This window comes from Arthrobacter sp. 92, assembly GCF_050260325.1.
In the GTDB taxonomy this organism is placed as follows: Bacteria; Actinomycetota; Actinomycetes; order Actinomycetales; family Micrococcaceae; genus Arthrobacter.
Genome location: NZ_CP189863.1, coordinates 101,819 through 122,322 on the forward strand (window position 1 = coordinate 101,819; position 20,504 = coordinate 122,322).

The 20,504-nt window shown below is 63.8% G+C and carries 17 protein-coding genes and 1 pseudogene; 2 read left to right on the top strand and 16 right to left on the bottom strand.

All coding sequences use genetic code 11. From position 1 onward, the window contains the following. The first annotated feature begins 43 nt into the window (after nucleotides 1-43). The gene (locus tag ACP4XC_RS00490) at nucleotides 44-1,363 is read left to right on the top strand and encodes an MFS transporter (protein WP_427172929.1); all 1,320 of its coding nucleotides are present in this window, start codon (nucleotides 44-46) and stop codon (nucleotides 1,361-1,363) included. 39 nt (nucleotides 1,364-1,402) lie between these two features. On the opposite strand, the gene ACP4XC_RS00495 is transcribed toward ACP4XC_RS00490, so the two are convergent. Further along, the gene (locus ACP4XC_RS00495; RefSeq protein WP_427172930.1) at nucleotides 1,403-2,479 is read right to left on the bottom strand and encodes an FUSC family protein; all 1,077 of its coding nucleotides are present in this window, start codon (nucleotides 2,477-2,479) and stop codon (nucleotides 1,403-1,405) included. A gap of 194 nt (nucleotides 2,480-2,673) precedes the next feature. Between ACP4XC_RS00495 and mscL the strand changes: the two genes are divergently transcribed. Next, complete coding sequence (gene mscL / locus ACP4XC_RS00500; protein WP_427172931.1) at nucleotides 2,674-3,162, top strand: large conductance mechanosensitive channel protein MscL; 489 nt, start codon at nucleotides 2,674-2,676, stop codon at nucleotides 3,160-3,162. 101 nt (nucleotides 3,163-3,263) lie between these two features. Here the strand turns inward: mscL and ACP4XC_RS00505 are convergent, their stop codons facing one another. The 15 genes and pseudogenes from ACP4XC_RS00505 to ACP4XC_RS00575 form a co-directional block, all read right to left on the bottom strand. Further along, nucleotides 3,264-4,097, bottom strand: coding sequence for a Wzz/FepE/Etk N-terminal domain-containing protein (locus ACP4XC_RS00505; protein ID WP_427172932.1), 834 nt, complete (start codon nucleotides 4,095-4,097; stop codon nucleotides 3,264-3,266). Continuing rightward, complete coding sequence (locus ACP4XC_RS00510) at nucleotides 4,075-5,475, bottom strand: O-antigen ligase family protein (protein ID WP_427172933.1); 1,401 nt, start codon at nucleotides 5,473-5,475, stop codon at nucleotides 4,075-4,077. The genes ACP4XC_RS00505 and ACP4XC_RS00510 overlap by 23 nt, the downstream gene beginning before the upstream one ends. Beyond that, a complete protein-coding gene (locus tag ACP4XC_RS00515; RefSeq protein ID WP_427172934.1) occupies nucleotides 5,472-8,090 on the bottom strand; it encodes a WecB/TagA/CpsF family glycosyltransferase in 2,619 nt (872 codons plus the stop codon). The genes ACP4XC_RS00510 and ACP4XC_RS00515 overlap by 4 nt, the downstream gene beginning before the upstream one ends. Before the next feature lie 9 nt (nucleotides 8,091-8,099). Further along, on the bottom strand, nucleotides 8,100-8,696 hold the full coding sequence (locus ACP4XC_RS00520; protein ID WP_427174971.1) for an acyltransferase: 597 nt from the start codon (nucleotides 8,694-8,696) through the stop codon (nucleotides 8,100-8,102). Between the two features lie 87 nt (nucleotides 8,697-8,783). After that, nucleotides 8,784-9,263: pseudogene (locus tag ACP4XC_RS00525) on the bottom strand (VanZ family protein); the annotation flags it as partial. Next, complete coding sequence (locus tag ACP4XC_RS00530) at nucleotides 9,260-10,471, bottom strand: acyltransferase family protein (RefSeq protein ID WP_427172935.1); 1,212 nt, start codon at nucleotides 10,469-10,471, stop codon at nucleotides 9,260-9,262. The pseudogene ACP4XC_RS00525 and the gene ACP4XC_RS00530, both read right to left, overlap by 4 nt. 82 nt (nucleotides 10,472-10,553) lie before the next feature. Continuing rightward, a complete protein-coding gene (locus ACP4XC_RS00535) occupies nucleotides 10,554-11,600 on the bottom strand; it encodes a glycosyltransferase (protein ID WP_427172936.1) in 1,047 nt (348 codons plus the stop codon). 4 nt (nucleotides 11,601-11,604) lie between these two features. Beyond that, complete coding sequence (locus tag ACP4XC_RS00540) at nucleotides 11,605-12,636, bottom strand: glycosyltransferase family 2 protein (RefSeq protein ID WP_427172937.1); 1,032 nt, start codon at nucleotides 12,634-12,636, stop codon at nucleotides 11,605-11,607. Between the two features lie 17 nt (nucleotides 12,637-12,653). After that, on the bottom strand, nucleotides 12,654-13,319 hold the full coding sequence (locus tag ACP4XC_RS00545; protein ID WP_427172938.1) for a glycosyltransferase family 4 protein: 666 nt from the start codon (nucleotides 13,317-13,319) through the stop codon (nucleotides 12,654-12,656). 485 nt (nucleotides 13,320-13,804) lie between these two features. Continuing rightward, nucleotides 13,805-15,352, bottom strand: a complete 1,548-nt coding sequence (locus ACP4XC_RS00550; RefSeq protein ID WP_427172939.1) for an oligosaccharide flippase family protein — start codon at nucleotides 15,350-15,352, stop codon at nucleotides 13,805-13,807. 23 nt (nucleotides 15,353-15,375) lie between these two features. Continuing rightward, entirely contained in the window at nucleotides 15,376-16,533 is a 1,158-nt protein-coding gene (locus ACP4XC_RS00555) for a DegT/DnrJ/EryC1/StrS family aminotransferase (protein ID WP_427172940.1), read from the bottom strand. Continuing rightward, the gene (locus tag ACP4XC_RS00560) at nucleotides 16,530-17,228 is read right to left on the bottom strand and encodes an acetyltransferase (protein ID WP_427172941.1); all 699 of its coding nucleotides are present in this window, start codon (nucleotides 17,226-17,228) and stop codon (nucleotides 16,530-16,532) included. The genes ACP4XC_RS00555 and ACP4XC_RS00560 overlap by 4 nt, the downstream gene beginning before the upstream one ends. Next, entirely contained in the window at nucleotides 17,221-18,396 is a 1,176-nt protein-coding gene (locus ACP4XC_RS00565; RefSeq protein WP_427172942.1) for a DegT/DnrJ/EryC1/StrS family aminotransferase, read from the bottom strand. The genes ACP4XC_RS00560 and ACP4XC_RS00565 overlap by 8 nt, the downstream gene beginning before the upstream one ends. After that, on the bottom strand, nucleotides 18,393-19,388 hold the full coding sequence (locus tag ACP4XC_RS00570) for an NAD-dependent epimerase/dehydratase family protein (protein WP_427172943.1): 996 nt from the start codon (nucleotides 19,386-19,388) through the stop codon (nucleotides 18,393-18,395). The genes ACP4XC_RS00565 and ACP4XC_RS00570 overlap by 4 nt, the downstream gene beginning before the upstream one ends. After that, nucleotides 19,385-20,497 carry a Gfo/Idh/MocA family protein gene (locus ACP4XC_RS00575; RefSeq protein ID WP_427172945.1) on the bottom strand — a complete coding sequence of 371 codons (1,113 nt, stop codon included), beginning with the start codon at nucleotides 20,495-20,497 and terminating at the stop codon, nucleotides 19,385-19,387. Before ACP4XC_RS00575 ends, ACP4XC_RS00570 begins: the two co-directional genes overlap by 4 nt. Nucleotides 20,498-20,504 lie beyond the last annotated feature (7 nt).

Below are 20,504 nucleotides of genomic sequence, written 5' to 3' on the forward strand. Positions count from 1 at the left end.
CGGCCGGAGCCGATTTCAGGTACCAAACAACACTGAGGTAGCAATGTCAACGTCGTCATTGGAAAACAAATCGCGCTGGCCCGTGTGGCTGTGCTGGCTGGCCATGGTGCTGGATGGTTTTGACCTGGTGGTGCTTGGAACCGTCATCCCCACCCTCATCAAGACGCACGAACTTGGCTTCGACGCCGTCGGCGCCACGTTCGCGGCCACCATCTCGCTTGTTGGCGTGGGGCTTGGCGCGCTGTTCATCGCGCCACTCTCGGACCGCTTCGGCCGGCGCAACCTCTTGGTTGCCTGCGTGACGTGGTTCTCCATCTTCACCATCGCAGTGGTCTTTGCCCCGAATGTGGCAATTTTCAGCACCTTCCGGCTGCTCGCGGGGCTGGGCCTGGGTGCCTGCCTCCCCGCCGCCCTGGCCTACATGAACGACTACGCGCCCGCCGGCTCGGCGGGCAAGTCCACCACCCGGACCATGACGGGCTACCACGCCGGGGCCGTGGCTACCGCGTTCCTGGCCATCATGGTTATTCCGGACTGGCGCACGATGTTCGTGGTGGGCGGTGTTGCCGGTTTCGCCCTCGTTCCCTTCCTGTGGTTCAAGCTGCCTGAGACGCTTCCGGCGGTGATCCATGTTCCAATGCCCGCGTCCGCGGCACGCCGTGCGGGCGAGCCTGCCGCGGCACGCGCGCCCGAGCCTGCAGCTGCGGGCGGCACCCGTGCTGCTTCCGCTCCTGCCGAACGAGCCAGCTTCCGGGACCTCGGCAAGAATCCGTACCCGCTGGTCGCGGCCGGCGTCGCGGTGGCATCCTTCATGGGACTGCTGCTTGTCTACGGACTGAACACCTGGCTCCCGCAGCTCATGTCCATCGCCGGGTACACCCTCAGCGCCGGCTTGTCGCTGCTCCTGGTGCTTAACGTAGGCGCCGTGGTCGGCCTGGTCATTGCCGGCGTCCTGGCGGACCGGCACGGAACGAAGAGGATCGTGCTTCTGTGGTTCGGTCTCTCCGCCCTGTTCCTCGCCGTCCTCAGCGTCAAGATCCAGAACGAGCTGCTGCTCAACGCGGCAGTCTTTGTCACTGGCGTCTTTGTGTTCAGTTCCCAGGTACTGGTGTACGCCTGGGTCAGCCAGCTGTTCCCGGCCCGCCTTCGTGGCACGGCGCTTGGTTTTGCGGCTGGCGTGGGTCGCTTCGGCGCCATCCTCGGCCCGGCCGTGACGGGTACGCTGGTGGCCGCCGGAATTGCGTACCCCTGGGGCTTCTACGTCTTTGCCACGGCGGCTGTGCTGGCTGTGGCCGCCCTCGTGCTGGTGCCGCAGACCGTCGCAGCAGTATCCGGCAAGCGGACCGCCGTCGGGCCTTCGTAGCGGAGCGCTGCCAACGGGTCTTCCCTCACGAGCGGCGCCTTAGGGGCTGACTCGCTCCCCCGCGGTACGCGCCCGCAACCTGCGCCAGGCTGCGGGCGCCACCACCACGGCAATGCCGACGGCGGCGCCGATGACTGTTTCAACGATCCGGTCCCGCAGCAGGGTCTCCGGTGCGGTGGGCGCCGCGAGAAGCGTGGAGATCAGCGCCAATGGTGTCACGAAGATCTGCGCCAGGACGTATTGGCGGGCGATGAAAAGCTCGGCCCCGAACTGGCAGGCGGCGATCACCAGAACCGTCTGCCATGGCGCGGGGTGCAGCAACAGGATTCCGGCGAGCACTATCAGCCCCAGCACGGTCCCGATGATTCTCTGGATCCCGCGGCTGATCCGGTGCCGGGTTGAGCGGCCCACCAGTGGAACGACGGCGGCCACCATGGCCCAGTAATTGTGCCCGAACCCGAGCCACAAGCCCGCCAGCGTGGCCAGGGTTCCGGCAAGTCCTGCGGCTACCAGGTAACCCACCGCTTCCAGCAGCGCGGCCCGCCTTTCCTGCGGGGTGAGCCGGGCCGGCTGGGGCATTGTCCACGGAGTCCGCCGGCTTCGCACCAGCCTGGAGCTGATTCCGATGAGCAGGCAGAACGCAGTGGTCAGGACGGCCACAAGCATGCACTGCCAGAGGGGCGGCTGATGCGGAATGGAAGCAATCGCGGCGAAGGCGAAGATGTGGAAGAGGGATCCCGCCGGGCGGTGCCGCCACCAGGCGGTAATGAGCGAGCACGCTCCGGCGACGGCCGTGGTGGCCGCCACCTGCGCCCAGGTGCTTGCGGAGTCGGAAAGCCCCAGGACGTGGCCTGCCCTGGCGGAGAGCGTGGCCAGCAACATGACCACCAGCATCAGGGACCCAGCGCGCAGCTGGATGAACAGCCGCTTGCGGTGCAGTTCGCCCCTGCCGTAGATCCCGGTGAAGGCGCCGAAGGAAGCAAAAATCGCGAGGTCCAGCCGGTTGAGCATCACCAGGATAATCAGCGGCACAAAGACGCCGACGGCGCACCGGAGGGCGACGTGATGGTCCTTGTTGCCTGGGCCGATGGTGAACACTTCGGCGAATAAGTTCACTCGGTTGTCGCGCTCTCGTTGCAGGGGCAGGTCTGGCGGCGGCGATGGCGTCCACCTAAAATCCTACGCCGTGGGACCCGGCGCCCTGGACGAGCACAATGCCGCAGTCCCCGCCTGCACCCCGTCCCAAAGGCACTCCGGTGGTAACGTTTGTCGGTTAAATTCCCAGACTAGAGGCACACCGGAGGCACCCCATGCTCAAAGGGTTCAAGGATTTCATCCTGCGCGGCAATGTAATCGAACTATCCATCGCCGTGGTTGTCGGCACCGCGTTCACCGCCCTGGTGGGCGCCTTCACCACGAATATCGTCAACCCGATCATTGCTGCGGCAGGTGGAGTCGAGGCCGATGGGCTGGGTTTTCACATCTGGCCGGGCAACGACAAGACCTTCGTCAATTTTGGCGGGGTCATTACGGCGTTCGTAACCTTTATGATCACCGCAGGGGTGGTCTATTTCATTTTTGTGGCGCCCATGAACAAGATCAACACCTTGGTCAAGAACCGGCTGGCCACAGCCGAACCTGGCGAAAAGCCGTTGCCGGCGGACACTGCCCTGCTGGCCGAGATCCGGGATCTGCTGACGCAGCTGGCGGCCGGGGCCAGACCGGCCGCCACTGACGACGAGCTTCTTGTGGGCACCGGCCGAGGGGCCGGGAGGCGCTCTGACGCCGACCAGAACTAGGCTGCACTCACGCCGGCTGTGGTCCCGCCGGCCGTGGTCCCGCCGGCGGTGGGCCCGGTCCGGGACCCGGGGCCGGTCAGGCGCCCGCGCCCTTCCCAGGTTCACGTCCTGTCTTCCCGGTCCGGGACAGTGACCAGCTGGCGACTCTCAAACCTGAAGTCGCTGGGCTCGTCCGAGGAATCGTCCGACCGGCCGTGGTTCGGTCCGTAGCTCGGGCGAACGCCAGCGGCTTCCTGCTGCTCGGGCTCCGGTTCTCCACGACCCGCATGTTTCGCGGGTCTGCCTGCGATACGCCGCCGCGCGCTGGCCAGCTCCAGTGAGCGGGCGATGGATACAGCCCCGAACACCAATACGGCTCCGGCAACGGCCACTATTATGAGGGTGCGAAGCCTACTCGAGAACATTTCCTTGGCCTGCCCCGGCCCGTCCACCGCCAGGGCCGAATACAAGTAGCTTTCATCCGCACCGTTGATCTTCTGCACATCGTGCAGTGTGGTGGTGAGCTGCTTGCCCAGCGACATGGCGGTCTCGACGGCCTGTTGGGGCGAGGTTCCCGAGGCCGAGATCTGCAACAGCATTCCCGACCCGAAAGTGCTTGCCTGTGAGACCGTGTATTCCGTGCCGAGTCCCTGCTGCTGCAAGCGTTGCACGGTGTCCTGCCCCCCGAGCTTGGTGATGAGTACCTGTGAAAGCAGGGTACTGTCCGGACTCCTCAAATAGGGGTTGTCCCCGTTGACGTTGGCTAGCTGCGGGTTCTTCTCCATCTCCGCCGCGGTGGGCATCTTCGGCGTGATCAGCGCGTAGGTCATGGTGGCCTGGTACGTGCGCTGAGCAATGAACATCACGTAGACGCAGGCGACGACGGTCAGCATCACCACGGGGAGCGCCACCCACTTGTGCCGCCACAGAGTTTTAAGTACAGAAATCGGATCCATCGTATTTTCCTACCCCCCCAGGGACCGCTGCCGGCTTAGTTCCCGAAGGAGTGCTAAGGCGGTGGTCCAGTTGATTCTTAACCATCAGCCAGGTTGCCCCTGACAGACCTATGAAAAACGGACAAAGCAAGGCAAAGACTGGAAAGGACATCGAGTCGAACGTCCCCGAGGACACCGCGGCAATGAGCCCCGCGGCAGCGGCCGAGGCTGCCAGCAACCTGAGCTCATTGCCTTCCGCATTACGTGCGGCGGCCAGTGCGGCGAGTGCCGGGATTACGAGGTAGGCAATGAACGCCACCAACCCGATGACGCCCATTGTCACGGCCACGAACAGGTACTCGTTGTCGAAAGTGTCAATGGCTCGCGCTGGGATCCACGTGCCCGGCCCGGTCCCGAACCAGGGCCGGTCCGCGACCAGACGCAACGCCATCGGATAGTCCTCCGTGCGGTACGTAATGGATGAGTCCGAGCTGCCGGCGGTCGAGGTGTTGAAGAGGGTGCCGATCAGACCTGGAACCCCGACGAACAGGCCAGCCGCTGAAATGGGAACAATCACCCCCGCCCACCGCCTGGCCAGCCGGGGCAGGAACGGAACGGTGATGGCCAACGCAATGATGAGGCCGAGCAGGCCGGACCGCGAGACGGTCATGGCATTCGCCAGCGCAAACAGGCCCACAGCAATCCAGTGCAGCCGCTTGCGACCCTCGACGTCGTACAACGCCCGCCAGACAGAGAGAGGGAGAAGCATGGCGCTGACCACGCCGAGCTCGATGGGGTGCATGGTAGTCCCGGAAACGCGCATAAACGAGGCCCGCGGTTGGAACGCAGTGCCGGAATGGTTATCAATGAAGCCCACCATGACCGCCTGTAACCAACCGACCGGATTCGTGTGGGTGATGAACTGAATGACCGCCACGAGGCAGCACACACTTCCGCCGGCCAGCACCCAACGGACCAGCACCATCGCGTCCTTAGCGGTGCGCACCGATTCGGTGGTGACAAATACGATTCCCGTCGCAGCAATGGTCAACAGCATCCAACGGTCCGCCGCCGCTCGTCCAATCACGGTGCTGGCCCCGCTCAGACCTGCGTATAGATGAGCGTAGCTTATGCACGAGGCCAACAGCAGTAAGAGAACCGCCGCCCGTCCCGGGTGCCGGAAACCCACCGGGTCGTGGAGACCCAGGGCCGCGGAGACTGCCCAAATTCCGAAAAGGGTTAACGCCATCATCTCCGGTAGGCTTCCGCTGGCCCCGACCGGCTCGAGCACCATGTACGGAGGGAACACCATAACGGCGAACAGGGTGGACTTGAGGAGCCACGGTGGCCCGTTTTGCCTGACCCTTCCAGCGGTCGGCTCCAGCGCAGTGAAGATCATGAGCGCCTGCTTCCGCCCATTGGCGGTTGCCGGCTGCTGTTGTCGCGCGCCCAGCCTCCCGAGTCTCCAGCACCTTGGCGGCCCGCCATCGCAAATCCCAGGTAGACCGCGGCGTTTACCGCAGAGAGCGGGCCACGAACGGACTGCAGAACCTCCACTCCTGTCTGACGAGCCGTGCTCGGCTCACCTGTCCAGCTGTTCAGCTTTGCATTGGCCCTGTTGATACGCCGCAGCACGGCCAGTTGGGCCTTGACGGTTCGCGGTGGACGAACCACCACGGGATCGACGTCGAGGACAGCTTTTTCCTCCGCCTCAAAAAGACGGTCCACGAACAGATCGTCCGCGTTCGATTCCGGAAACGCCCCAAAGCGCTTGCGCCCCTGCTCCGAAAGAGCATAGGCGCCCCCGGCCCACAGCTTGTACCGGGACGATGGCAGAGCAAGCCGAGTGCGGTAGTAGGAGCGGACCAGCGGGTGGGCGCCCTCCAGGTCATAATGTGCAGCCGGCCTGGCTGCAAGAAGTCCCCCCGGAACCAATGCCTGGAATACTTCCCGCACGGCGGCCGCACTGATCTGGACGTCCGCGTCCAGGTACAGCCTGGGCCAGTGCAGCGCAACCGCGTCCCCTGCGTTCAGCGCCGCCGGCTTGGAGGCCTGCCCTATCTCGAGAACCTTCACGCCATCGAAACCCCGCGCGATCTCCGCGGTGTCATCTGTGCAACCGTTGCAGACCACAATGACTTCCAGCTGCCCAGCAGCCGCCAGTGGGGCCAGCGGGGCCAGCACCCGCGCGACAACACCTGCCTCGTTGTGAGCCGGTACAATCACGGAACCGGGCGGGAAGTCTCCGTCGTCGCTGTCCCTCGTGGCGCCGGGGAGAGTGGACCAGCTGGCTTCATCGAGCACCGTCCGCAGGATGCCTTTCCGATCAGCCTTCCAGCAACGCAGGGCTTCGGAGAGTACCACCGCACCTTGGAAGACGGCTGAGTATGCCGTCGAATGGTATTTGCGAACGTAGCGGATGCGGTTGACAGCCAGCAGAGCGTTCAATCTCGGCGAGCTTCCCGAACCTCCGCCCGCATGAGTCATGGTGGCAGCGGGTTCATACCAGATGGTTTCGCCCATGGTCCGCAGGCTGCGGAAGAAGTCCGTCTCTTCCCAATAAAGGAAGTAGGACTCGTCCCAAGCCAATGAGTCGGCCACGCCACGACGAACCATCAGCGCAGCGCCGGTTGCCCATTCGACCGTATGCGGATGAGCGTAGCTTTCGGAGTTGAAGTCCGTACCGGCAAGCCAGCCGGGGCGGTTGGGGGCGTGCCGGCCCAGAAGTGCGTCCCCTACGGCCTTGGTGATGCTCGGTTCCCGGTACAACGAGGGGCTCGTTGCACCATGCTCGTTCAGCAACCGGGGCACCACGGCTCCGGCCCTCGACGCATGCAGGCGAACCAACATCGCCTTCAGACTGCCTCGTTCCACCTTTACGTCCGGGTTCAGCACCACCACGGTGCCGGCCTCACCGGCCCTTCGCATAGCGGCGTTGATGCCACCGGAGTATCCCAGGTTGCCGCCTGTGGAAAAGGCAATGACGTCCGGATGCATGCGGCTCACCAGTTCCAGGGTGCGGTCGCCGGAATAGTTGTCCGCGACCAGGACACGCAGGGTCAGGTCCGCTGTTTCGGCCCGCAGGCTCTCCAGCAACGAGTCCACACCTCCGGCGCTGTTGTAAGTGACAACGATGACTACGGCGTCAGCCATCCCGTCGGGCCCGGTGAAGCGGCCGGGAGTTCGAGCCGCGGGCATCCCTGATGACACGGTCTCTGCAAGCGCCCGCGGGACAGCGCGCGAAGCTGTTCGCAGTTTCAGGTATGCCGGTGGTCCATCGATCAAATACCGGCCAGCCAGCCGCTTGGGTTCCAATGCGAGCCGGTAGCCCCATTCCAAACCATGGTCGCTTGCCCACTGGGGTGCACGGTGGACCGTTCCGGCAAGGAAATCGACCGCTGCACCGAAGGCCAGCAGCACGGCTGCCCCGGTCAGCTCCGCATAACGGTCTATCCAGAGTTCCTGGCGGGGTTTTCCCAGTCCCACGTAAAGTACTTGCGTGCCAGAGTCGGCAATATCCCGGGCGATCCGCTGCGACTCCTGGGCGGAATTGAGCTCCTCCCGGCTTGGGGACCACATCCCGGCAACCTGGAGCCCGGGGTGTTCCCGGCCGACCTTTTGTGCCAGCATCCTCTGGTTTTCCCCTGAACCGCCGAGAAAACCGACCCTCAGCCCCACCTGCTCAGCCCGTGCCAAAAGTGGCGACGCTAGATCGCTTCCGGCCAGGCGCGGCCAGCGGTGGCCAGTAAGCCGCTGTGACTGGGAGACCAGCGGCGCGCCGTCCAGGAGGTAGAGCCAGTCCACTGCGCTGGCAGGATCAGCATGCAGGGTACCCGCCCAGCGGCCGCCGGTGCCGAAATGGTGCAGATGGTCCAAATTGACCGAGGCCACTCCCAGCGGCCTAGCCGTCCCGCTCGTTGCCCGGGCAAGGATCCGTTCCAATGCCGGCTCCGGATCCATCAGATCCACCGGCGTGCCGCCCAGTATTACCTTGTTGCTATCCAGCTTCTCCACGTCGCCCCCTCATGAAATTTCTGCGGGCAGCAATTGCCCTTTGGTTTCGAGATAGCGACGGCCGGTGGCCGGGCACAGCCAGCTGCCGCCGTCCTCGTGCTTGAGAGGGTGGCCAGCCTCCCCCACCCAGCCCATCTGGCGGGCCGGAACGCCTGCCACCACGGCGTAAGCGGGAACGTTCCGGGTGACCACGGCACCGGCGGCCACCGTGGCCCATTCACCGATGAGTACCGGGGCGATGCAGACAGCACGGGCTCCGACGGATGCGCCCTTGCCGATGGTGACCCCCACGGCGACCCAGTCGTTGGGACTCTTGAGAATTCCGTCGGGAGTGATGGCCCTCGGGTGTAGGTCGTTGGTGAGCACAGCGGCGGGGCCGATAAATACGCCATCGGCCAGGCGTGCCGGTTCATAAACCAGGGCATAGTTTTGCAGTTTGCAGTTGTTTCCCAGCCGGACAGCGGGACCGACGTAGGCGCCCCGGCCAATATTGCAGTTGCTCCCAAGCGTGGCGTCTTCGCGGATCTGCGCGAGATGCCAGATCCGCGACCCGTCTCCGATGACGGCAGTATCCGCCACGTCGGCGGTGTTGGCGATGGTTATCATGTCGCTGTCGCTCCTCCCGGAAGCATTTGTTGTGCCAGGGTGCTGCTCGTTCTTGCGTACGCGACGCTGGCGGCGCATCAGCCTGCAAGCCACGGCACCGAGCACTGCGCCCAGCGTGTTGTTAGCAATATCCCGGAGGCTGGCCTGGCGCTGGGTCAGCAGGACGTACTGGATGGTTTCGATTCCAGTGGACGCGAGCAGGCCCGTGAGGACGGCAAGCCACCAGCGGCGCGGCGGCAGCAGCAAGGCGATCAGCCCGCCGAATGGAGTGAAGAGAATGACGTTGGCAACGCCCTCCACATGGCCGTATCGGATTCCTGCGGTCAGCGGATAACGATGCAGGACTGTGAGCATGTCGTCAAGGAAACCGGCCAGCGGGCGGTCCACGGGCGTGGGCCAGAATGCGATGCACGCCAGGGCAGCGAGATATAGGCCCAGCAACGTCAGAATAATCCCACGGTGTCTGATGGTGGCCGCATCCCGATTGCGGTCAGAAGTGCGCCCATCGCGGGCACGGCCCCACGGGACCTTGGGATCTCCGAGGCCGGATTTAGTGACGGTTTTCATCGTCGTTTGCCCCCTGGATCTCTGGCGACGACAGGCACCGGGCGGTGACCGCCGATCCCCTTCCTCCGGAACGACAGCTGAAGAGCGGTAACCAGCTCAGGGAAGCTACGGATCTTCAGGAAGGGCCTCTCGCAAAGCAGGAAGAAGACATACGCGGCGCCGAGGGATGCCGGAACGCCTATAAGAAGCAAGAGCCCGAACGCACTGTCATCTGGCAACGGTGAAAGCTTCACTACGTAGGTGGTGATCATCGCCAAAATCGGCGCATGGATCAGGTACAAGCTGAAAGCAAATGATCCTACAAACGCAAGCGGGCGGATGGAAATGATGCGTGCCAACCACTGCACCCGCCCTTGTGCCAGCGCGACAAAAAGCGCTGCAGTTGCCAAGCCAACGACTAAGTCAACCCAGAAATACGCAGATGTTGTGCGTTGGCTGCCCGCGAGAACCATGTAGGTTAGGACGGCCGTCCCCAAGAGCGCCGCCACCGCTGCCCCTGCTCTGGCCCCTTGTCCCCGGCGGACCAGCCACGCTGCAGCGCTTCCGACTACGAAGAGCACCAGGTACGCAGGAGTGAACCGATCGAATTGGCCGACGAGCGGAACCACGTGCCCAAGCAACTGCTGCGCGATGACCAGAGCTGCGACCGCGGGAAGAACGATTTTGATTCCATATTTGCGGAAGCAAACGACAATTAGCGGAAAAAGGAAGTAGATATGCCATTCAACCGCGATCGACCAGAACACCCCGTTGGGCGAGACATTACCTACGGCGTCCTGGACTAGCAGAAAATGCACAAGGAAGTCTCGGAGGCGAAATTCAGGACCGTTCGCCGGGCCGGTCCATCCTGCCCCGATAAGGAGAGCGACCAAGACCAATGAAGCCCAGTATGGAGGAACAATGCGCCAGAAGCGGCGTCGGAGGAATCCCCGAGCCCCCTCTTTCAGCAGCATCCCACGCTTTGAGACAGACAGAGTCAAGGAAAAGCCGGAAACCACAATGAAGACGGAAACAGCCAAATGGCCGTAGATCAGCCAGTCGGTAAACCACGGTCCATTGTTGCCAGGGTAACCGCCGACAGTCATGAGCCAAGCATGATGTAACACCACGAATAGGGCAGCCAACGCCCTGACGCCGTCCAACCATTCGACCCGGTCCGCCGCGACTGGCAATGCGGATGCCGTGTTTGCTCCTATGTCCTGACCCATCTCCGCCCCCTTAAGAATGCCGCGAGTGTTGTTGCCGCTGCGCGCTCGGTGACGAGCCGCGCTTTGTGTCCCTGGGCGCTCCTCATCGCAACTCCCCGTAGAAGGACCGCAGATCTTGGCGAAGGCCTTCAGCGGTGTAGCGTCCAAGGATGCTGGCAGATGCTTTTGCGCCAAGCTCACGCAGAGCCTCACCCGACAGCTGCATCGCTTCGACAAGAGCCGCTAGGACCTCCGTGGTGCTCTGGGCAGGCGAGCAATAAGCAGAGTCGAAGTATTCCCGGCCGCCTCCTCCCGGGTAGCCAACAACGTAGGAGCCACAGGCCATCGCCTCGGCTGGAGGAAGCCCGAAGCCGTCCCTGTCACTGAGGCTCAGGAAAATGGCGGACCCGCGGAGTGCGTCTGCCATGCCTCGCTCCGACAAACCATGCAGAGCGACGAGTTGCCACGAGCCGCCGTGGATTTCCGGTCGCGCGTTGAGGAGATGAAGTATTTGGCGCAGTTCGTCGGCGCGTCGGCTGGGTACGTAGGAAATCCGATAAGGAGGGACTTTATCGGACGGGTAGAAGACCCGCTCGTCGATGACGTTACGAGCCGTTGACAGGCGGACCTGGGGAAAGACCATGCCCAATAGCTCTGCGCCGTCGTCAGAAACCGTCAGGATGCCTTCGAGCCCTTCTAATTCCGAATATGGCGCGCCGGGGCGCCCGGGTTCCATGGCTATCTGGTCAAAGGTGTGGTGTGGGCCCTGGTTGAACACGACCACCCGGACACCGGGCGGGAGCCCACCGAATCCTGCGCCGTAACACTCCGGGAGCACCAGCAGATCGCCACGTTTGAGACGAAGGGTTTTCGCGGACACCACACGAGTCGAGTTCTCGAACCAGTCGCAGCGGAAGTCATGTCGGTCGTGAACAACGGCTGCTGGAATTCCCATCGCGTTTAGTTCGTCCACGTGCCGATATATGACCTTGACACCTCCGCTTGGCGACCGCTCAGCCGGCGTCAGGTAGTAAACAGAAGACTCTCCTGAACGTGGCAGAACGGTGAAGGGCGGCAGTTGCCGCCACTTTCGGTCCATCGCCTGGTGGTGGGACTCGATTCGGCCGAGGATCCAGTTCTTAGCAATCATTCGACTAGACTCCAAACCTTCGCCAACGCTGCCACCGGAGGCGGTCGCCGAGTTCTCGTCGAGAGCGTCCGAGGTGCTCAATGAGGCCTAACTGAGTACCGGCAGCGAATTCCTTCCATGCATCGAGCCGGAGGTATTCTGGGTAAACTTCCCGCCCAAAATCGACGGCCTCGCTGATGGCATGGGAGTCCTCGGTTCCCGCCCGGGACGCATCAACCGCCCAGCCCAAAGCCTCCATGGACAGCCGTCGTCGCATCGTGGCTTCCAGCCGCCCACGTTCCCGTGCGGATAAAGATTCGCTTTCGAGGCATGCTTCATAGGCTCGCTGCCGTTCACGAAGGTCCGTCAGGACGCCGGCGAATTCGCTATTCATCATGCTTAGCGGGTGCAGTCGCCGGTAAGCCTGGTCGGGACCGTTGACGCGACCAACATCTGCATGTGCGGCCAGCCTCAACCACATTTCCAGATCACCGGAATGAGGCAGATCCGCGCGATAGTAGCCCACCTGATGCTGAAGCTCTGTGCGTACTACAGCCTCTGGGCTATATATGATGCTGAGGCCCCTTCGGAATTGGGCGCGGGTCCAGTTGCGTCCGGACCACAACGACCAGTGCAGCAGCGGATAACTCGTCTCTTTCGGAGTCCCCGAGAAGGTCTGGGGGTGACCGTAGACGAGGCCGACTTTGGGGTGGGCTTCCATCAGTGCAGCAGCTCGAGCCAGCGCGCCGGGGGCCAGCTGATCGTCGGCAGACAGCAGGACCACATAGTCGGAGTCGACCTGCGCCAGGCCCTTGTTGTAAGTGGCGATGTGTCCGAGGTTGACTAGATTTCTCGTCGCCCGTACGTTTCGATACCGCGCCGCAAGCTCTAGGGCGATGCCGAAGCTACCGTCGGGCGACGCGTCGTCGATGACGTGCACGGAGGTCTCGACTCCGGTCTGGCCTACTATGCTTTCGATGCAACTGACGAGGAACCTGCCGTAGTTGTAGCAGGGCACAACTACGGCGACGTGGGGGAGCCGCGTGGACGCGTTCACTGGTCGGTTCGGACGGATCAACTGGTGCTCCCAACATAAGCGTTTTCTTGGGCGAAGGAGATTCCGGCCAAGATCCGGCTGGCAACTTTTTCCCAAGACGACTTGGCCGCGGCCTTAGCTGCAAGCTCACCCATATGTTCGGCCTTGTCGCCGCTCGCTGCCGTCATCATGGCGTCTGTGATAGCCCCGACGTCGTAAGGGCTTACTGGCAGCGCCCCGCTTTCCAGCAGTTCGGACGCCCCTCCCTGCGTCGTGGCGATGACGGGCAATCCTGCCGAGCCGGCCTCGAGATAAGCGATGCCAGCCGGTTCAAACCGACTCGGCAGTACGAAGCAGGTGGCTGAAGCATAAAGGGAATCCAAGGTTCTCTGCGCTCGCGCATCCCCGCGCGGCAGGAGCCCGTGGGACACGACGCCAGGTTCATCGATGTGTGGAATGCCGCCGACTAGATGAAGCGTCGCCGTTGGCACCATCGAGTGGACCCGCCGGAATGCCGCAACGACAGCCGCGCCGTTCTTCCGCTTCCAGTCGACGCCGACAAAGAGGTAGCGCGGGTGGCTCCACTGACGTGAAGCAGAGGCGGAACGCTGACGTTGGCGGTGCCCAATGCCAACAATCTTCACCCCTTCGGGATCCACACGGTAGTGGCTGACGAATGAGGAGGCCGCCCAGGAAGTGCTCACGAAGCAACCGTCGGCCCGCCGACTCGCTTCCGCCTGGTGTCGGATCCACACCCGAACCCGGTCAGCTGGCAGACCCGACTGCCGCAGATCGGAGTGCGGATGCTCCCACATTTGCGCCAAGGTCCCGTCGTCGTATGTATAACATCTGAGGCCCGGGGGCAGAACGCGGTTTAGGTCGTACAGTTCCGTACCCATGGCCAACACCGCATCCAGGTGCCCAGCTTGCCGCAGGTTCCTTGCCATCAGGCGAGTGCGGAGCTCTCTCAACGGCGCCGAACGATCAGCCACTGCACCGCCGTAGCGGCCCCACCGTGCGCTGGCCGCGGATAGCTGACGGACAACGGGTGGGAGCTTCGCGGCAATCGCGATCATCTCAACGCCGTTTCGCCCCAATCCGTGATAGAGCCCGGCAGGTGTTCCGGACCAGATTGATGGGGAGATAGGGTCCGAAGCCGGATAAAGTAAGCCCATCCTGATCATGACCGCTACCTCCTTCCCGCTGTGCGTACGCGTCCCATAACCGATCCCAACGGAAAAACCTCCAGTACAGTCCGCCGCGTCAGCAGCGCGTAGCTTGCGCCGCCGAGAAGTAAGCCGGCGATGGTATGAGCCGGGTCCGACTCGACGTCCGACGTGGCAAGCCAGGCCAGCGTTGCGGCCCCCATGGCGGCAGCAATGGGGGGAAGGATCTGGCGCACCACTGCAAAGATGCGAACTCCGGTAACCTTTCGAAGTGAAAATAGGTAGACCGGCAGGGTCACGCATGTCACCACCGCGACGTGCGTCCAGGCCGCCCCACTAGTGCCCCCCCATGCGATTCCCACTGGCAACGCCGGAAGCAGCGCGAGAAGCGCCACCACCTGGACCCAGAAGAGGACACCGGTCTTGCCAGTGGCGATGATGATATTCGCCAGCAGAAGTCCCAGAACGAACACCATTCCATACACCGAGAGCGCGGAGAGCAGAGAACTGGCGCCTGTCCATTGAGATCCGTAGACCGTGGATATCAGGGGGCGTGCGAAGGCGATGCTGAAGGCGGCAAACGGAGCGGCGACCCAAGCCACGATTCGGACGGCGGACAGCACTGCAACCTCAATGCCGCCACCTTGACGCAACACGGCAGTGAGGCCAGGAAGCACCACTGAGTTCAACATCGATCCGATCACCGCCGTCGACCACACGGAGATGGCGAAAGCAATCGTGTAAGTACCTAGCTCTGCCACCCCGAGCAGGCGACCAATGAATAGGTTGTCCACATTTAGGAGAATCTGACTCAGCAGGTTGGACAAGGCCAGCGGGACCCCGAACGCGAGCAATGGCGCCACTACCTTCCTGTCAAAACCCGGGAGGAAGATGCGCCTGGTGGCAATGACCATGACGGACCCTGCAACCAATTGCGCCAGGACGCGCGACCAAGCCAATCCTTCGACGCCGGCCCCTTCAAGTGCGAGGCAGATGAGCAGTGCACTGCCGGGAATGAAGCCACTTAGGGTCGCCAAAAAAAGGGCGTTCTGTCGAAACTCCCGCTGCAGGACTGCCCCCGGCACGGCGAACGGACCAATCATGGCAACACCCAGCGCAAGGATCCGGATAGCCTGCGCCGCGTTCGCCGAACCCAACGATGCGGCCAACGGCTCAGCGAAAAACGCCATCGGCGCCGCAGCCAGAATGCTGGTGGCCACCGCAATGGTCGTCACGGTGGGCGCGATCCGATCGAGGTCCAGATCGGACCGGGCGATGGCGGCGGCAACACCAAGCTCTGCGACGCTGACTGTAAAGGCATGAACCGTGACAGCCAATGCGAACACGCCGAATTGTTCCGGCACCAGGATCCTCGCGACCAGCGCCATAACCACGACGTTGCTCAGACGGAAAACAATGGTCCCGCCTGCGGACCATAGCGCGCCGCGCCTCACAGAACGGGCGAGCGTTTGCCCGGCTCCTGGTCCCGATTGGGGAGACCTAGCAGAGTTCTTGGGTAGCAAAGTGGAGTCAAAGTGCCGGGCGGCGCTCAATATACCTACGGTCACCATGACATACCTACGGTCACCATGACTTAGCTCCGTACTCGATCGGCAGAACGTCCGGCCGCAACTTCGCGTCGCAAGACGTCGACCACGTATTCCTGCTGTTCTGCACTGATGTGCGGGTACATGGGCAGTGAGAGCATGGTCTGGGCGGCCTTCTCCGCCACGGGGAAAGACCCGGGAGCCAGGTCCAGATTCCTATAGGCGCCGCTTAGGTGCACCGGAACCGGGTAATGAACGCCAGCACCGATACCCGCCTCGTTGAGCGCAGCAAGCACACGGTCTCGCTCTGCGATACGGATGACGAACAGATGCCAGACGTCGGTGTTTCCTTCAGCGGAGCGGGGCGGGACAACCCCGGGGGCATCCTGGAGCAGGTCCGAATAGCGTTTAGCGGCCTGGCGCCTGCGCTCGTTCCAACTGGCCAGTCGCCGCAGCTTCGCATTCAGCACCACGGCCTGCAGGGCGTCGAGCCGGGAGTTCATGCCGATGGCATCGTGCTGGTACTTGACTGCGCTACCGTGGGAGCCGAGCAAGCGGACCCTGGTAGCAATTCCGTCGTCGTCCGTCACTACCGCTCCTGCGTCCCCGGCTGCCCCGAGATTCTTTCCGGGGTAAAAACTGGTGCCGGCAGCAGCCCCCAGAGTGCCGGCGAAGCGTCCAAGCCGGGACGCCCCCTGCGACTGGGCGGCGTCTTCGATGATCAATGCGCCGCAGGCCGCCGCAATAGGTTCCAGACGCTCGACGAATGCCGTCTGGCCGAACAAATGAACGGGCATGATCGCCTGCGTCCGGGCGGTTACCGCCGCTTCAACCCGCTCGGGATCGATGAGCAGGTAGTCCGGATCGACGTCCACGGGCACGGGGACAGCGCCAATCCGGCTAACGGCTTCGGCGGTCGCAATGAACGTGTTGGCCGGGAGGATCACTTCACCACCTTCACGAACACCCGACGCCCGGAGTGCCAACTCCAGAGCCTCCGTGCCGTTGGCGACGCCGACGCAGTTCCTTGCCCCGAGAAAGGCTGCGTATGCCTGCTCGAACTGCGCCACAGCGGGACCGCCAATGAACGATGTCTGGGCAAAAACTTCTTTCAGGCCGGCCTCCAGCTCGCCGGCAATTTCCTCGTGCTGTGCACCCAGATCGACTAGAGGGACGGACATCGGGTGCTTTTGGTGATGGTTCATGAGCGGCCACCCCCTGGAGATGCAGCCCGGTCAGTTGAAACAGCCAAGGAACCAGTTCCCACGCCGTGCCGCACCGCCCGCGCCGGAACTCCCACCCAGGTCTCGTCGTCAGGGACATCGCCCAGCACCACGGCGCCCATACCGACGGTGGCCCCTGCACCCACCGAGGCGCCCTCACGGACGCTGGAGTTCATGCCCAGATAGGCCGCCCGGCCGATCCGGACTCCCCCACCCAGCGAGACGCCGGCGGCAAGCGTTGCGTAGTCGGCCACGACGTCGTCATGGGTCAGGGTCGCGCCCGGCATGACCACCACGTGATCGCCCACCCTCACCCCGGCGGTTAGGGTGACATGGCCCAGCAGGATGTCGCCACGGCCGATCCGGCAGCCCTCGGCGAGCCGCGCGGAGGAGTCGACCACGGTGGCGTACCGGTGGTTGGGAAATCCCAGTTCAGCGAGCCTGGACACCACCTGGGCACGCCCTTTGCCTGCACCAATACAGACAACCACCTTCGCTTCCGGATAATTCAGCGCATGGCTCACCGGGCCCAGGACATGGGCGCCGTCCACGGTGGTCCGCGCCTTGCCCGGGTCGTCGTCGAGGATCCCGACGACGTCGAACTGGCCGCTGTCGCGCACCGTGGCCAGGACTTCACGGGCCAGGCCGCTGGCTGCGATAAGAATAAGGTCAGCCACGGCTCCGCTCCCCGCCGGCGACCCGAATGGAACGGATTACCCGTGACTGCTCCCCCGGCGTGAGCTGGTGGTAGACCGGCAAAATCAGGGTGTTCTCGGTGAGCCGTTCTGTCACGGACAGATCGGCTCTCCCGGTGTCCCGTCCGAAGTATGCGGGCTGCCGATGGGCCGCCATGATGCCGCGCCGGGCGGAAATTCCGTCGCGTGCCAACCGTTCCAGCAATTGCTCCCGTCCGAGCGGGAAGTCCGGAAGCACCTCAAGCCAAAAGGACTGGAAATTGCTGGCGCCATAGGCGGGGTCCTGAGCCAGCCGCAGACCGCCCACCCCGCCAAGGGCGGCGTGGTAGCCGGCCACGATCTCCCTTCGCCGTGTTACTGCTGCGTGCAGTCTGTTCAGCTGCACCAGCCCCACGGCCGCCTGCATATCCGTCATCCGGTAGTTGAAGCCGATCTCCAGGTACTCCTCGGCGGGGGCCAGCACGCTGGCGTGCCGGTCGTTCGCGGACACGCTCATTGCGTGCTCGCGCAGCCGACGGGCCCGGGCCGCCCATGCCTCGTTGCGCGTGGTCAGCATGCCCCCTTCCCCGGTGGTCAGGATCTTGCGGGGATGAAAGGACCAGGCGGTCACATCCGCCCCGGCCCCCACCGGGCGGCCGCGGTAAGTCGACCCGGCGCCGCACGCCGAGTCCTCTATCACCGTGATGCCCAAGGGGTCGCAGAGCTCCCGGACCGGTTCCAGGTCCGCCGGCATTCCGCCTTGATCCACCACAATGACGGCCCGGGTGGCAGGGGTCAGGGCCGCGGCAAGGGTTCGCGCCGACACATTTCCGGTGTCCGCCTCGACGTCGGCGAAAACGGGGCGCGCACCCACATAACTCGCGGCGTTCGCGGTGGCGATGAACGAGAAGGACGGAACCACGACGTCGTCGTGCGGCCCGATGCCGGCCACTTTCAACGCCAGATGAAGGGCGGTGGTGCAGTTGGATACCGCGACGGCCTGCCCGGTCTGCTGGGCGGAAGCGAATGCCTCCTCAAACTGCGCCACCCGGGGTCCTTGCGCCACCCACCCGGAGGCGATCACCTCGGCCACGGCTTCGGCTTCCTCGACCCCTAGCCACGGTTGCATGACGTTGATCCGGCTCAGCGCACGGTCCTGGCTGATGGTCATCGCATTCCTCCGACCCTGGCGGCCGCGATTTCGCCACGCAGCGGACGCCACCAAGCGACCAGTTCGCGCAGGCCTTCCTCGAGCGGGGTTTCAGCGGAGAAGCCAAGATCCAGCATGGCCGCCGAGGTATCGGCCTGCCGCCGCACAACACCGTTGACGGCACGGTCGGGGCCGTGCTCCACGCGCAAATCGGAATCCATGGCCCGCAGCAGCGCCTCCGCAAGTTCCAGCAGGCTGGTTTCGGCTCCGCTGGCAACGTTGTAGACGCCTTCGCGCGCACCGCTGCCGGCCGCCAGGATATTGGCGCGGGCCACGTCCCTGGTGTGAACGAAGTCCATGGTCTGCCGCCCGTCACCGAAGATCAACGGCGGCTGGCCGTCCGCAATGCGCTCCATCCACCGGACCAGCACCTCGGTATAGAGGCCGTGCACGTCCATGCGCGGTCCGTACACGTTGAAGTACCGCAGCAGCACATAGTCCAGCCCGGTCATGGCCCGGAAGCTGCGTGCCATGCCTTCGTTGAAGGACTTGGCGGCGCCATAGAAAGTGTCGTTGTTGTGGTGGTGGTGGCGTTCAGTGGTGGGGAATTCTTCCGCCATGCCGTAGACCGAAGCACTCGACGCCGCCACCAGCTTGCCAACGCGGTGGGCGGCTGCCGCTTCCAGCACGTTGAACGTGCCGTCCACCAACACCTCCAACGCCAGCCGCGGTTCCTCCGCACACTGCGTGATGCGGATCGCAGCCTGGTGGAAAACAATGTCCTTCCCACGGGTGAGGTCATGGACCAGGTCGCGGTCGCGCAGGTCGCCTTCCACCAGGTCCACCCGGCCGCTGGCCATCGCCTCATCGAGGTTGGCCCGGCGGCCCCGGACCAGGTTGTCCAAGACATCCACCCGCTCCACGCCGGCGGTGATCAAATGGTCAACGATGGTCGAGCCGATCGTCCCGGCTCCGCCGGTCACCAGAACCGTTGCTCCTTGCAGAGTGCTCAACGTGTTCCCTCCATCTGAGGCTCGTTGCCCACCACCGCGATGGGCTGCCCGTCACCGCTGAGGCTCCTGCTGACTGCCTCCAACACCGACAGAACCCGAAGGCCGGAGGCTCCGCTGGTCCGGGCCGGGCGCTTGTGCCAGATGCTGCTGGCAAACTCAGCGACCATCTGACCGAGCGCCTCTTGCTCCGGCAGCGCCGGCGACCAGGTGTCACCCAAGCGGTAGGAAATGGCGGAGGCCTTCTTTTCCGCCGGAGACCGGTATTTGTTCTCCAAGCTGACGCCGCGGTCGTAGACACTGAGCCGCTGCTGGGGATTCAGGTCATCCCAGACCAGGGTCCGGTGGGAGCCGCCCACCACCATCTGGCGGATCTTCGTGGGGCTCAACCAGTTCACATGCACGTGGGCCATGGCATCGTTGGGAAGGGCGAACGTCAGGTGGCCCACGCAGTCACGCCCGGTACCCAACGGGTCCGCGCCGTGCGCGGCCACCTCGATCGGCCGCAGGCCGCCAGGCAGGATGAAATCGATAATAGACAGATCGTGCGGGGCGAGGTCCCAGAACACGTCCACGTCAGGCTGGACGAGCCCAAGATTAATCCGCACCGAATCGATGAACAGGATCTCGCCCAGGGACCCGTCCGCAATCAGTTCCCGGATCTTCAGCACTGCAGGGGTGTAGCAGTAGGTATGGTCGGCCATGAGGACCAGGCCGCGGTCCTCGGCTTCCTCCACCATCTCCAAACCCCTGGCCCGGCTGTCGGCCAGCGGCTTTTCAACCAGGACATGCTTCCCTGACCTCATGGCCGTCAGCGCAATTCCGTGATGGGTATGGGCCGGTGTTGCAATCGCGACGGCGTCGATCTCAACGCTGTCAAGCAACTCGTCCACGGAGGCAAACACCGGGACGTTGCCCTGTGCCGAAGCGAGTTTGGTGGCCCGGTCCCGGTCCATGTCGACGATGGCTGCCAGATCCCAGTCGGGGCTTGCCTTGAAATTGCGTGCCAGGTTAGGTCCCCAGTAGCCGGCCCCGATGACGGCGGCCCTCAAGGGTGCCGCGGAGGCCATGAGATCAAGCTCCCGGCGATAGGACTCTCTTGACGCGTCCATGTCTGTC